The sequence below is a fragment of the Flavobacterium enshiense genome (genome assembly GCF_022836875.1).
Classification (GTDB): domain Bacteria; phylum Bacteroidota; class Bacteroidia; order Flavobacteriales; family Flavobacteriaceae; genus Flavobacterium; species Flavobacterium enshiense_A.
Genome location: NZ_CP090376.1, coordinates 3,085,773 through 3,099,182, shown reverse-complemented (window position 1 = coordinate 3,099,182; position 13,410 = coordinate 3,085,773). Strand labels below are relative to the sequence as shown.

The 13,410-nt window shown below is 36.2% G+C and carries 12 protein-coding genes; 10 read left to right on the top strand and 2 right to left on the bottom strand.

Features of this window, described 5'->3' with window-relative positions; translation table 11 throughout:
* Positions 1 to 4: 4 nt before the first annotated feature.
* Positions 5 to 958 (bottom strand): transketolase family protein, encoded by a 954-nt coding sequence (locus LZF87_RS14015; protein ID WP_244339905.1) that lies wholly within the window; start codon positions 956 to 958, stop codon positions 5 to 7.
* Positions 959 to 1,037: 79 nt separating this feature from the next.
* Positions 1,038 to 1,889 (bottom strand): transketolase, encoded by an 852-nt coding sequence (locus tag LZF87_RS14010; protein WP_244339903.1) that lies wholly within the window; start codon positions 1,887 to 1,889, stop codon positions 1,038 to 1,040.
* Between the two features lie 165 nt (positions 1,890 to 2,054).
* Between LZF87_RS14010 and tgt the strand changes: the two genes are divergently transcribed.
* From tgt to LZF87_RS13960, 10 genes are all read left to right on the top strand, one after another.
* Positions 2,055 to 3,185: a tRNA guanosine(34) transglycosylase Tgt gene (gene tgt / locus LZF87_RS14005; RefSeq protein WP_244339901.1), complete on the top strand. Its 1,131-nt coding sequence runs from the start codon at positions 2,055 to 2,057 to the stop codon at positions 3,183 to 3,185.
* Between the two features lie 18 nt (positions 3,186 to 3,203).
* The gene (locus tag LZF87_RS14000; protein ID WP_244339898.1) at positions 3,204 to 4,280 is read left to right on the top strand and encodes an LptF/LptG family permease; all 1,077 of its coding nucleotides are present in this window, start codon (positions 3,204 to 3,206) and stop codon (positions 4,278 to 4,280) included.
* Positions 4,267 to 5,151 (top strand): DMT family transporter, encoded by an 885-nt coding sequence (locus tag LZF87_RS13995; protein ID WP_244339896.1) that lies wholly within the window; start codon positions 4,267 to 4,269, stop codon positions 5,149 to 5,151. Before LZF87_RS14000 ends, LZF87_RS13995 begins: the two co-directional genes overlap by 14 nt.
* A gap of 75 nt (positions 5,152 to 5,226) precedes the next feature.
* The gene (locus tag LZF87_RS13990) at positions 5,227 to 6,180 is read left to right on the top strand and encodes an acetyl-CoA carboxylase carboxyltransferase subunit alpha (protein WP_244339893.1); all 954 of its coding nucleotides are present in this window, start codon (positions 5,227 to 5,229) and stop codon (positions 6,178 to 6,180) included.
* Positions 6,181 to 6,323: 143 nt separating this feature from the next.
* Positions 6,324 to 7,868: a replicative DNA helicase gene (gene dnaB / locus LZF87_RS13985; RefSeq protein ID WP_244339891.1), complete on the top strand. Its 1,545-nt coding sequence runs from the start codon at positions 6,324 to 6,326 to the stop codon at positions 7,866 to 7,868.
* Positions 7,869 to 8,200: 332 nt separating this feature from the next.
* The gene (locus tag LZF87_RS13980; RefSeq protein ID WP_244339889.1) at positions 8,201 to 9,640 is read left to right on the top strand and encodes a DUF2130 domain-containing protein; all 1,440 of its coding nucleotides are present in this window, start codon (positions 8,201 to 8,203) and stop codon (positions 9,638 to 9,640) included.
* Positions 9,641 to 9,978: 338 nt separating this feature from the next.
* Positions 9,979 to 10,860 carry a nucleoside 2-deoxyribosyltransferase gene (locus LZF87_RS13975; protein ID WP_244339886.1) on the top strand — a complete coding sequence of 294 codons (882 nt, stop codon included), beginning with the start codon at positions 9,979 to 9,981 and terminating at the stop codon, positions 10,858 to 10,860.
* A gap of 46 nt (positions 10,861 to 10,906) precedes the next feature.
* Positions 10,907 to 11,491, top strand: coding sequence for a TIR domain-containing protein (locus LZF87_RS13970; RefSeq protein WP_244339883.1), 585 nt, complete (start codon positions 10,907 to 10,909; stop codon positions 11,489 to 11,491).
* Positions 11,491 to 12,375 (top strand): DUF4231 domain-containing protein, encoded by an 885-nt coding sequence (locus LZF87_RS13965; RefSeq protein WP_244339881.1) that lies wholly within the window; start codon positions 11,491 to 11,493, stop codon positions 12,373 to 12,375. Before LZF87_RS13970 ends, LZF87_RS13965 begins: the two co-directional genes overlap by 1 nt.
* Before the next feature lie 270 nt (positions 12,376 to 12,645).
* Complete coding sequence (locus LZF87_RS13960; RefSeq protein WP_244339879.1) at positions 12,646 to 13,377, top strand: hypothetical protein; 732 nt, start codon at positions 12,646 to 12,648, stop codon at positions 13,375 to 13,377.
* Positions 13,378 to 13,410: the final 33 nt, after the last annotated feature.

The window sequence follows — 13,410 nt, the reverse complement described above, 5'->3', positions numbered from 1 at the left end:
AGGATTATTTTCTTTTCATTACTCTTTCTACAGCTTCGACAATCGCTTGATTGTTTAACTTATATTTTTCCATTAACTGCTCTGGTGTTCCGGATTCTCCAAAACTGTCCTGAACGGCTACGAATTCCTGTGGTTTCGGATTGTTTAATGCTAATGTTCTGGCAACGCTTTCTCCTAAACCTCCTAAGATATTGTGTTCTTCGGCAGTAACCACACAACCTGTTTTGGCAACCGATTTTAAAATCGCTTCTTCATCTAAAGGTTTGATGGTGTGGATATTGATTACCTCGGCAGAAATTCCTTTTGCTTCCAAGGCTTCAGCAGCAATTAATGCTTCCCAAACTAAGTGACCTGTTGCGATAATCGTAACATCTGTTCCTTCGTTTAACATAATTGCTTTACCGATAATGAAAGGTTCGTCAGCAGGCATGAAGTTGGGCACTACCGGACGTCCGAAACGTAAATATGCAGGGCCATGGTGATCAGCCAAGGCTAAAGTTGCAGCCTTTGTCTGGTTGTAATCACAAGTGTTGATTACAGTCATTCCAGGTAACATTTTCATTAACCCGATGTCTTCCAGGATTTGGTGGGTTGCACCGTCTTCTCCTAATGTTAAACCTGCGTGAGAAGCACAGATTTTTACGTTTTTATCAGAATACGCAACGGATTGACGAATCTGATCGTAAACTCTTCCTGTAGAGAAGTTGGCAAAAGTTCCTGTGAAAGGAATTTTTCCTCCGATGGTTAAACCGGCTGCAATTCCAATCATGTTTGCTTCAGCAATTCCAATCTGGAAAAAACGCTCCGGGTGGTTCTTTTTGAATTCGTCAAATTTTAACGACCCGATAAGGTCAGCACAAAGTGCTACCACGTTTTCGTTTTTCTGACCTAATTCGGTCATTCCCGCTCCAAATCCTGAACGGGTATCTTTACTTCCTGTATTTGTATATTTTTTCATTTGATTTTGAATTGAAAGATTTAAAAATTGAAAGATTTAAAAATTCTGATGACAGAAATCTAAAACATCAATTCTTATTCTAATAGTCTATTTCGTCTTCAGAATAGTTTTGAGCTAAAGCTACAGCCAATTGCTCGTCGTTCGGAGCTTTTCCGTGCCAAGCGTGTGTGTGCATCATATAGTCTACACCATGTCCCATTTCGGTGTGTAATAAAATACAAACCGGCTTGCCTTTTCCTGCAAGTGCTTTGGCGTGGTTTAATCCTGCAATGATATCTTCAATGTTGTTTCCTTCTTTGATTTCAACAACATCCCAGTCAAAAGCTTCAAATTTAGCTTTCACACTTCCCATGTTCAATACTTCATCGGTAGGACCGTCAATTTGCTTTCCGTTCAAATCAATGGTAGCAATCAAGTTGTCTACTTTTTTTGCAGAAGCATACATGATAGCTTCCCAGTTTTGACCTTCCTGAAGTTCACCATCTCCCAATAACGCATAAACGAAATGGTTGTCATTGTTAAGCTTTTTAGCTTGAGCAGCTCCAACAGCCACAGATAAACCTTGACCTAATGAGCCAGACGCCATTCTTATTCCCGGTAAGCCTTCATGAGTGGTTGGGTGACCTTGTAATCTTGAATTTAATTTTCTGAAAGTAGCCAATTCTGAAACAGGGAAATATCCGCTTCTTGCAAGAACACTGTAGAAAACCGGTGAAATATGTCCGTTTGATAAGAAGAAAATATCTTCCCCGATGCCGTCCATGTCAAAACCTGGTTTGCGCTCCATTATATTTTGGTATAAAACCACCAAGAACTCAGTACATCCCAAAGAACCTCCCGGATGACCTGAATTTACAGCGTGTACCATACGAAGAATGTCTCTTCTTACCTGAATCGTTAAATTGCTTAATTGTTGTGTGTTACGCTTCATTTTGTGTGTAAAAGTTAAACTGTTGCAAAGATAATGAGTTAAATGGATTTTTTGGAAGATTCGACAGCACGATTTTAAGAAATGTTTGTAGGATGTTAATTAAATTCATAATTGATAATTGATAAGTTACAATTCTGTTATCTTTGCCGATTGTAAAATATACATATGAAGTTTGATTTAGTACAGAAAGACCCACAAACAAAGGCAAGAGCCGGATTCATCACTACAGATCACGGCGTGATTGAAACACCTATTTTTATGCCTGTGGGAACCGTTGCAACCGTAAAGGGAGTGCATCAGCGAGAGTTGAAAGACGATATCAATCCGGATATTATCTTAGGGAATACCTATCATTTATACCTTCGTCCGCAAACCGAAATCCTTGAAAAAGCAGGAGGTTTGCATAAGTTCATGAACTGGGACCGAAACATATTGACGGATTCGGGTGGTTATCAGGTATATTCGCTTTCGTCTAACCGAAAAATCAAAGAAGAAGGGGTGAAATTTAAATCCCATATAGACGGTTCTTATCATTTTTTTACACCTGAAAATGTGATGGAAATTCAGCGTACTATAGGTGCGGATATCATTATGGCTTTCGATGAATGTACGCCGTATCCGTGTGACTATCGTTATGCTCAGAAATCCATGAAAATGACGCATCGCTGGTTGGACCGTTGTATCAAGCATTTGGAAAATTTACCATTTAAATACGGTTACGAACAGACTTTTTTCCCAATTGTTCAGGGAAGTACTTATAAAGATTTGCGTGCGCAGTCTGCTGAGTATATTGCAAATGCAGGTGCGCAGGGTAATGCCATTGGCGGACTTTCGGTTGGTGAGCCGGCCGAAGAAATGTATGCAATGACAGAGGTCGTTACGGCAATTCTTCCGGAAGACAAACCTCGTTATTTAATGGGAGTGGGTACACCAATAAACATTCTTGAAAATATCGCACTTGGAATAGATATGTTCGACTGTGTTATGCCTACGCGTAATGCAAGAAACGGAATGCTGTTCACGGCTAACGGAACAATCAATATCAAAAATAAAAAGTGGGAAGCTGATTTTTCACCTATCGATGAAATGGGGCACACTTTTGTGGATACGGAATATTCCAAGGCGTATTTGCGCCACTTGTTTTCGGTTAACGAATATCTGGGGAAACAAATCGCTACGATTCACAACTTAGGTTTTTACATGTGGTTGGTTCGTGAAGCAAGAGTACATATTTTAGCCGGGGATTTCCGTGAGTGGAAAGAAATGATGGTAAAAAACATGAGTCAGCGACTATAATAAAAGTCTTACGAGCAAATGAAAATAATCGATAATTATATCTTAAAGCGTTATTTAGGGACCTTCACTGTAATGTTATTGTTGTTCATTCCAATCGGAATCGTAATAGACGTTTCGGAGAAAGTGAACAAGATGATTGAGAACAAAGTTCCGTTTGTGGAAGTTGCCAATTATTACCTTGATTTTACGGTTTATTTCGCCAACATGCTTTTTCCGATTTTCTTATTCTTATCGGTTATCTGGTTTACATCCAAATTGGCTAATAATACGGAAATTATCGCAATTTTAAGTTCCGGAATTTCATTTACCCGTTTTCTCAGGCCTTATATTATAGGTGCAACGATAGTTTCTTTATTTGCTTTGCTGATGGCTTTCATTTTGGTGCCAAATGCGAGTAAGGGTTATAATGATTTTAGATATACCTATTTAAAAAACAATCCCAAAGTTAGGGAGAATCTGGATGTTTACAGGCAAATCAGTAAAGACGAGTTCATCTACGTTAGTAATTTTAATTACATGTCGAAGATGGGCTTTAACTTTTCACTTGAAAAATTTAAAGGCGATAAATTAGAGTATAAAATTTCGGCAAACCGAATCAAATGGAACGAAGCAGACAGTACTTATACTTTGTTTGGTTTTAAAAAGCGAATAGTCGGAGAATTAGATGATAAACTGGAATCTGCTTCGCAAAAAGATATGGTGTTGAATTTTGATATTGATGATTTAACTCCTGTGGTCTACATTGCGGAAACAATGACTTTCGGAGAATTGAATAAATTCATTGAAAAAGAAAGAGCAAGAGGATCTTCGAATATCAATACCTATGAAGTTGTAAAATACAAAAAGTTCAGTTTACCTGTTTCGGCTTTTATCCTGACGATTATCGCTGTAGCGGTTTCGGCAATGAAACGAAGAGGAGGAATGGGGGTTAACCTTGCGCTGGGAATTGCATTAGCTTTTACGTTCATCTTCTTTGATAAAGTATTCGGGACATTGGCAGAAGCTTCGAGTATGCCACCGTTTGTAGCTGTTTGGCTTCCTAATTTTATTTTCGGAATATTAGCGATTTATCTGTTGAGGAATGCAAAACGATAAAGTAAGAAGCTACATTCATCTCCATTTTATTGTATTCATTTGGGGATTTACAGCCGTTTTGGGAAAACTGATTTCTCTTGATGCGCTGCCTTTGGTTTGGTATCGAATGATGATTGCCGTTTCGATTATCTTCCTTTATGTAAAAATCAGAAAAACTCCTTTAGCGCTGTCCAAGCGCTTGCTGTTCGGTTTTTTGTTTTCCGGACTGGTTATCGCGCTGCACTGGCTTACGTTCTTTCAGGCAATTAAAGTTTCAAATATATCGGTAACCCTGGCATGTCTGTCTACGGGAGCCTTGTTTGCCTCTGTTTTGGAGCCGATTTTCTATGGTAAAAAGATTGTTGTGTATGAAGTCCTGTTCGGTTTATTGGTAGTTTTCGGATTGGGGATTATCTTTAAAGTGGAAGGCAATTATGTGGAAGGGATTTTATTGGCATTAACCTCTGCTTTTCTTTCAGCGTTGTTCTCAGTTATTAACGGAAAGTTTGCTAAGCATAACGATGCTTCTGTTATAACTTTATATGAACTCGCTGGAGGTATTGGATTTTTGTCGGTATACCTGTTGTTTTCCGGACAGTTTACGAAAGAATTTTTCCAGATTTCAACATCTGATTTGCTGTGGCTGTTTGTTTTAGGATCGTTTTGTACGGCCTATGCGTTCCTGGCTTCAGTGAAAGTAATGAAATTTCTAACACCATATACGGTAATGCTGACCATTAATCTGGAACCGATTTATGGTATTATATTAGGGATTTTAGTGTTCAGCGAAAGTGAAAAAATGAGTCCCGAATTTTATATCGGTGCTTCCATTATATTAATAACCGTCATATTGAACGGTATCATAAAAAACTATAAGAAAGTTAAAAACTAATTTAAATAGTTTCTGCATTGTAAAATGAAAATTTTATCTTTGCGGTTCAAATTAAAGTCAAAAGAATCAAACAAAATGGAATACTTAGATTTTGAACTTCCGATCAAAGAGCTTGAAGATCAATTGGATAAATGCCAGATTATTGGTCAGGAATCAGATGTGGATGTATCCTCAACCTGCAAGCAGATCGAACAGAAATTAGAAGAAACTAAGAAAGAAATATATAAAAATCTTACAGCGTGGCAGCGAGTTCAGTTGTCCAGACATCCAAACCGTCCTTATACGATGGATCACGTAAGAGCTTTGTGCGGTGAAACTTTTCTGGAACTTTTTGGTGACAGAGGTGTGAAAGACGACAAAGCAATGATTGGTGGTCTTGGAAAAATCAACGGACAATCATTCATGATCGTTGGTCAGCAAAAAGGCTACAATACTAAAACACGTCAGTTCCGTAATTTCGGTATGGCAAATCCTGAAGGATACCGTAAAGCGCTTCGTTTAATGAAGATGGCTGAAAAATTCGGAATTCCGGTGCTTACTTTAATCGATACTCCGGGAGCATATCCAGGGTTGGAAGCAGAAGAAAGAGGTCAGGGAGAAGCAATTGCCCGTAATATTCTTGAAATGATCCGTCTGAAAGTGCCTATCGTATCAGTTATTGTAGGAGAAGGAGCTTCAGGTGGTGCATTGGGAATCGGTGTTGGAGACAGAGTTTTGATGATGGAAAATACTTGGTATTCTGTAATTTCTCCTGAGTCTTGTTCATCAATCCTTTGGAAGAGCTGGGAATACAAAGAGCAGGCAGCTGAAGCGTTGAAATTGACTTCAGCTGATATGAAAAGACAAAAGTTAGTAGACGATATCATTCCTGAACCACTAGGTGGAGCGCACTATGACAGAGAAACTACTTTTAAAACAGTTGAAGAATATGTAATGAAAGCTTTTAATGAGTTGAAAGACTTATCAACAGAAGAATTAGTAGCACAACGTATGGATAAATACAGTAAAATGGGTGAGTACAAGGAGTAAAACTACCTGTTTTCAATAAAATCATCCGAAGCCTTGCTGCTTCGGATTTTTTTTGACTTATTAACAACGAATACCGAGTTGTCAACAATGGTTTATTAACAACTCGAACTTAAATTTCATAAAAACTTGGTTACCTTAGCGGCATGGAAAACCTTAAGAATATAAACCCTTATAAAGTGGATAAAACTACGATCATCAACCTCGAAAAAGGGAAGTTGCCTCCACAGGCGCTAGACCTAGAAGAGGCGGTGCTTGGCGCTATGATGATTGACAAAAAAGGTGTCGACGAGGTTATCGATATTTTAAGCCCCGATGCTTTTTATAAAGACGCCCATAAGTACATTTTTGAAGCAATTGTTCAGCTGTTTAATGATACTCAGCCAATTGACTTATTAACAGTTTCCTCGCAATTAAAAAAGAACGCTAAACTGGAATTGTCAGGAGGCGATTTTTATCTGATTCAGCTTACGCAAAAGATATCTTCTTCGGCGCATATCGAATTTCACTCCCGTATTATTCTTCAAAAATTCATTCAGCGAAGTCTGATTCGAATTTCCTCTGAAATTATCGAGGATGCTTATGATGAAACAACAGATGTTTTTGATTTGTTGGACAAAGCCGAATCCAAATTGTATGAAGTAACGCAGGGTAATATCAAACGTAGTTCGGAAACGGCGCAAAGTTTGGTTATTCAGGCGAAAAAGAGAATCGAAGAAATTGCCAATAAAGAAGGTCTGAGTGGTATTCCAACTGGTTTCCACGATCTGGATAAATTAACTTCTGGTTGGCAGCCGTCCGATTTGATCATTATTGCAGCTCGTCCGGGTATGGGTAAAACCGCATTCGTATTATCGATGGCCCGTAATATGGCGGTTGACGCCGGAGCACCTGTCGCTTTGTTCTCTTTGGAGATGTCCTCGGTTCAGCTGATTACGCGTTTGATTTCTTCGGAGACCGGCTTGTCTTCAGAAAAACTGCGTACAGGTAAATTAGAAAAACACGAATGGGAACAGCTTTCCATCAAAGTAAAAGACTTAGAAAAAGCCCCTTTATATATTGACGATACTCCATCGCTTTCCATTTTCGATTTGAGAGCTAAGGCACGTCGTCTGGCATCACAATACGGAATCAAGATGATCGTAATCGATTACCTTCAGTTGATGACTGCCGGAGGTAACGGTAAGGGAGGCGGAAACCGTGAGCAGGAGATTTCAACCATTTCCCGAAACTTAAAAGCACTGGCAAAAGAGTTGAACGTTCCGGTAATTGCACTTTCCCAGTTATCGCGTGCCGTGGAAACACGTGGAGCGAGTAAGCGACCGTTGTTGTCCGACTTACGTGAATCGGGAGCGATTGAGCAGGATGCGGATATCGTATCGTTTATCTACCGACCGGAATATTATAAAATCGAAGAATGGGACGATGAAGAACGTTCGTCAACACAAGGTCAGGGTGAGTTTATCGTAGCGAAACACCGTAACGGTGGTTTGGACAACATCCGATTGAAATTTATCGGAAGTCTGGGTAAATTTGACAACCTTGACGATCATAGTTCGCCTTTTGAAGATTTGCCGTCGAGTATGAATATGGATAACAATCCGTTTATAACCAAAAACCTTCCATCGGCCAACGAAGCTTTCGGAAGCAATATGAATAGTTTTGACGACGACAGCGATGTTCCGTTCTAAATAAAAATACAAGCCTGCTTTTTGCAGGCTTTTTTTATACTGTCATTCCGAAAAGCGGCTGTCACAAAGCCTGTCATTCCGACGAAAGGAGGAATCTCATAAATTTAATGCCTGGGTTGTGACAGCCTCTTTTCATTTTACACAATCATCACTTTAGTTATTAATTTAGTTATCAACCTCATATGTCAAAAACTAATTTTGAAATATCTTCTCATAATTTTTACTTTAGACAACTCGAAAATAGCGTATGTAACTTTTACCATGTAATGGTTATGTAGTATGTATTTTTGAGTTAGCGCCCATTTTAATGACGAACAACAAAACAATAAGATATGAACGAAATCATTTGCCCTAATTGTAAAAAAGCATTTAAAGTTGATGAAGCAGGATTTGCCGACATTTTAAAACAAGTTCGTGATCATCAATTTGAAGAAGAGTTACAGACTAGATTAAACCTAGCCGAGCAGGAAAAGGACAGTGCAGTTAAACTTGCAGAGGCCCGTCTTAAAAATTCTTTACAAGAAGAACTAGCCAATAGAGATAAAGAAATACTTCAACTGAAAGCAGACAACGAACGTAATTTATCCGAGAAGTTATCAGAAAAGGACACATTACTTACAGAGTTAAAAGGAAAAATAGAAAATGCAGAAAATGAAAAGAAACTTTCTATATCAGAAGCACTTAAAAAAGTGGAAAAAGAAAGAGACGATAAGGAAAGAGAAATACTTCAACTGAATGCCGACAACGAACGCAAATTATCCGCCAAGCTATCAGAAAAGGACAACCTGTTAATCGAGTTAAAGGGTAAAATAGAAAATGCGGAAAATGAAAAAAAACTTTCCATATCAGAAGCACTCAAAAAAATAGAAAAAGAGAGGGACGATTTAGCCAATAATGTTCAACTCAAAGAAACGGAGAAGCAATTATTGGAAAAATCTTTAAATGAAAAATATTCCGCAGAATTAAGGGTAAAAGATGACCTTATCAGGATGAAAGATGAAGAAATTGCACTTCGAAAAGATATGAAGCTCAGACTTTCAACTAAAATGTTAGGTGAAACACTTGAACAACATTGTGAAATTGAATTTAATAAACTTCGTGCAACAGCTTTTCAAAAAGCATATTTTGAAAAAGACAACGACTCAAAATCTGGCAGTAAGGGTGATTTCATTTATAGAGAAACAGACGATGCAGGTAACGAAATAATTTCAATAATGTTTGAAATGAAAAATGAGGGTGACGAAACTGCAACTAAAAAAAAGAATGAAGATTTTTTAAAAGAACTTGACAAAGACCGCAACGAAAAGAAATGTGAATACGCTGTTCTTGTTTCATTATTGGAAGCGGAAAGTGAGTTTTATAATACCGGAATTGTTGATGTATCACACAAATACAGTAAAATGTATGTTGTTCGGCCACAATTTTTTATTCCAATTATTACTTTACTTCGGAATGCTGCTATGAACTCAATTCAGTACAAAGCTGAACTTGCTTTGGTAAAAAGTCAAAATATTGACATTACCAATTTTGAAGAAAAAATGAACAAGTTTAAAGAAGGATTTGCGAGAAATTATGATTTGGCAAGTCGCAAATTTAAAGACGCAATTGACGGAATAGACAAAACCATAAAAGAATTAGAAAAAACTAAAGCTGCTTTGTTGTCGTCTGAAAACAATCTCCGACTTGCAAATGAAAAAACGGAAGACTTAACTATTAAAAAACTAACTCACGGCAATCCGACAATGAAAGCAAAATTTGATGAATTAGAATAAACTAAGCTGACAGACAAAAAAGAATACTAACCCAATACCAGGATTTGCACTCGAGCGTAGGTGCGGCCAAAGAAATCCGTGCCCACAAAGAGAATAAAAACTATAGCTGCAATGTTTGTTGTGTTTGTAGACAACAGCACCAAAAAGAGGCCGTCTGAAAATACTGTCATTCCGACGCTAGGAGGAATCTCTCATTTTTCGAAAACTAATTTTGAAAAGTTTTCTTATAATTTTTACTTTTGGGCAACTCGAAGATAGAGTAAATAACTTTCATCAAGTAATTATGTATATTTTTGAGTTTAGCAACAATTTTTTTAAAAAAATATCGATAAATAATTATGACCAATATACTAATTGAAATTAAAAAACTTGAAAATTCGTGTTTTGTAGTAATGCCATTTAGCTCATTATACCAAATTGAATATGAAAGTATAATAAAACCTACATTACAAGAATTGAATATTAAATGTATAAGAGGTGATGAAATATATTCTAAGCAACGAATAATGGATGATATTTGGCAAAGTATTAAATCTTGTAGATTTGTAATAGCTGAACTAACTGGGAAAAATCCGAATGTTTTATATGAAGTTGGTCTTGCTCATGCGATTGGAAAACCAGTAATAATCTTAACAAGAAATTCAGATGACGTTCCATTTGATTTAAAGGACTTAAGATATTTATATTATGATATAAATGATCCTTTTTGGGGTGAAAATTTAAAATTAGGCTTAAAGTCATTAATTCAAAAAGTTATTGACAATCCTGATATCGATATATATTTAGAAGGTATTAAGAGCTTAAATAAATCAGATTTTCCAAAAATAAATAGCTCAGAAGATATTAAACCTAAAAAAATTGCTCCAAAGAAAATCGTCAATTTATCAGGCAATTGGAAAGGCTCATGGAAGAATCCCGACCTTGAGGAACATAATATTATTTTAAACATTAATCAAAAAGATGATTCATTAAGTTGCGTTGCTACAATTAATTATTATGATGATGAAGGAGTAATAACTGTTGTTCAACAGATTTTTGAAGGAAAAATAACTGATAACAAAATTTCTATTCAAGGTGTCAATTATACATATATTGAAAGAGGAAACTCTGAAGATTATAATTTAGATAACTTTCAATTAGAATATAGCAACAATAAACTTAAGGGTGTAACCTTTGATAATAAAAATGAAAAAACAGATATTATGTTAGTTAAACAATAAAATTGTTGCTAACAGGTAATATCAATGGACGAAAAACTAATATAATATGGGACACAAGTGTTTTATTTCTTTCAAAACAGAAGACACTGCTTACAAAAAGTACATTCAGGAGAATTTAGACTGTAATATGATTGATAAATCCCTCGATGAAGCTATTGAGTCGGATAATGAAGAATATATTATGAGAAAAATAAGAGAAGATTATCTTTCAGATACTACTGTGACAATTTTTTTAATTGGACAACATTCTGCAGAAAATTCTGGATTTCAGGACCAAACATTTATCAAAAAAGAACTTCAAGCCTCATTATATAATGGTCAAAATAATACTAAAAATGGAATTTTAGGAATCGTTTTACCAAATATGTATGACAAAATTTACACTGGAAATGGTATTTGTAAAACTTGTAATAGTAGCCACACCTATGTTAACATTAATGACAATACAGTTGTAAAAGAATTTTCATATAACTACTACATTCCAAACAACAAATGCTCTTGGGCACCAGCAGACAGGTATTGTATTTTAGTAAAGTGGTCTGATTTTGTTGATAAACCAGAAAAATATATTGACTTAGCATTTAATAAAAGAACAAGCGAAATATCTTCAAAAACCAAAGTTAGACCCTAATGCAAAATTCAGAATTTCCAAATTATTTTCAAGCATCAGATAATGCTTCAACAAAAGCACAGAAAAATTATTTAACAATAATGCGCATTGACTTAATATCAATGGTTCTTGCTTCTGCTTTGGCTATTTACAATTATCAAGCAACTGAATCAAAGTTATATATTTACGTTATTTCTGGACTTTTACTACTTGCAAGTTTAATTTTGACAATAATTTTAAAAACAAAAAAATACGAAGATATTTGGTATCAAGGACGGGCTTTAGCTGAATCTTGCAAAACTTTAACATGGCGATTTGTAACTTGTTCTGAATATTTTGAAAATTCGATAGATGTTTTTGAAGCTAAAAGAAGATTCACAGAGAGGATTAAAGAACTATCAAACGAATTTAGAGGACTATCAAACGTAATGGATTCAAGAACTTTAAACTTCGCAATTATCACAGATAAAATGCTTGAAGTTAGAGCGTATGATTTAGCAAATAGAAAGAGCTATTACATTAAAAATAGGATTGAAGACCAAAAAAATTGGTATGAAAACAAAGCCGAATTTAATTCAGATAGACACAATTTATGGTTTTGGACTATTGTTGCCTCTCAAGCAGCTTCTCTAGTAAGCATCGTAATTCTAATTAAAACTCCTGATTGTGATTGGAATTTTGTTGGGCTTTTTACAACAATTTCTGCTTCTGCTCTTAGTTGGCTCCAACTCAAACAGCATCAAGAGTTAAAGCAAGCATATACAACCGCAACTCAAGAATTAAATTTTATATTAGCATTAGCAGAGCAAGTATCAAACGAAGACAATTTTTCAAAATTTGTGTTAGATTCTGAAAATGCAATTTCAAGAGAACATACTTTGTGGTTAGCTCAAAAAAGAAAATAATAATAATGTATAGTGAAGGAATAAATGAGGCAAGTTCTTTTGAACCCCAGCTGGCGTTTTACTCCCTCCCCACTAAAAATAATAAACTACATCCCCAACGATGTAGTTTTTTTATATCTCTCAGAATTCAAAAGGCGGTAAAGTAATTTGTTTTTAACAATACTCTAGTGAAAGTAAAAATAGTATCACAAAATATGTAATACAATTCCTCTATTTTAAAGAAATTATTATTTTTGGCAAATTATTAATTTAATCAGAAAAATAGTATTTATGAGTTCAACGAGCGAAACAGGACACGCGAAAAATATCGCTAACTTTCAAAACCTTATCCAATTCGTTGTTGGGTACGGTGCGGCTTACAATCCGTCAAAAAACACACTGAAGATCCCACAGCTAAACACCATCGCCACTAATTCAAACACCAAATTGGCAGATGTTATTGCCAAAAACACCGCCTTCAACAACGCCGTTAACGACAGGATCAATTCCTTCAAAGGGCTAAAAACGTTATCAACAAGATTGGTCAACGCTTTGGAAACTACCAACGCTTCCAAAGAGAAAATAAAAGATGCCAAAGGATTCAACCGCAAAATACAGGGTAGGAGAGCATCAGCAATGCAAACAGTATCAGACCCCAGCTCCCTTGCTCCATCAAAAATCAGTACCAGCCAACAGTCATATGACAATTTAATCCAGCACTTTGCAGGCTTAGTCGCGACACTGCAATCCGAAGTAAGCTTCACACCCAATGAGGTCGAGCTAAAATTAACGGCCTTAACCGCCAAACAGGCAGATTTGGTAGCTAAGAATATCGCAGTGGCAAGCGCCTACACAGCAATCAGCAATTCAAGAATCTCCAGGGATAAATCCCTATACGACAACGGAACCGGTTTAGTGGATACCGCCGTAGAAGTAAAGAAATACGTTAAATCACTTTTTGGCACCTCAAGCCCGGAATTCGCCCAGATAAAAGGCATCGTATTCAGAAAGGTTAGAAAATAACCAAACTAAAAACTGTAAACTCCCTACTCAGTA

What these genes read in the sequence shown, in the direction of transcription:
- LZF87_RS14015 (WP_244339905.1), bottom strand. Translation starts at nt 958, where the DNA reads ATGAAAAAATATACAAATACAGGAAGTAAAGATACCCGTTCAGGATTT.
- LZF87_RS14010 (WP_244339903.1), bottom strand. Translation starts at nt 1,889, where the DNA reads ATGAAGCGTAACACACAACAATTAAGCAATTTAACGATTCAGGTAAGA.
- tgt (WP_244339901.1), top strand. Translation starts at nt 2,055, where the DNA reads ATGAAGTTTGATTTAGTACAGAAAGACCCACAAACAAAGGCAAGAGCC.
- LZF87_RS14000 (WP_244339898.1), top strand. Translation starts at nt 3,204, where the DNA reads ATGAAAATAATCGATAATTATATCTTAAAGCGTTATTTAGGGACCTTC.
- LZF87_RS13995 (WP_244339896.1), top strand. Translation starts at nt 4,267, where the DNA reads ATGCAAAACGATAAAGTAAGAAGCTACATTCATCTCCATTTTATTGTA.
- LZF87_RS13990 (WP_244339893.1), top strand. Translation starts at nt 5,227, where the DNA reads ATGGAATACTTAGATTTTGAACTTCCGATCAAAGAGCTTGAAGATCAA.
- dnaB (WP_244339891.1), top strand. Translation starts at nt 6,324, where the DNA reads ATGGAAAACCTTAAGAATATAAACCCTTATAAAGTGGATAAAACTACG.
- LZF87_RS13980 (WP_244339889.1), top strand. Translation starts at nt 8,201, where the DNA reads ATGAACGAAATCATTTGCCCTAATTGTAAAAAAGCATTTAAAGTTGAT.
- LZF87_RS13975 (WP_244339886.1), top strand. Translation starts at nt 9,979, where the DNA reads ATGACCAATATACTAATTGAAATTAAAAAACTTGAAAATTCGTGTTTT.
- LZF87_RS13970 (WP_244339883.1), top strand. Translation starts at nt 10,907, where the DNA reads ATGGGACACAAGTGTTTTATTTCTTTCAAAACAGAAGACACTGCTTAC.
- LZF87_RS13965 (WP_244339881.1), top strand. Translation starts at nt 11,491, where the DNA reads ATGCAAAATTCAGAATTTCCAAATTATTTTCAAGCATCAGATAATGCT.
- LZF87_RS13960 (WP_244339879.1), top strand. Translation starts at nt 12,646, where the DNA reads ATGAGTTCAACGAGCGAAACAGGACACGCGAAAAATATCGCTAACTTT.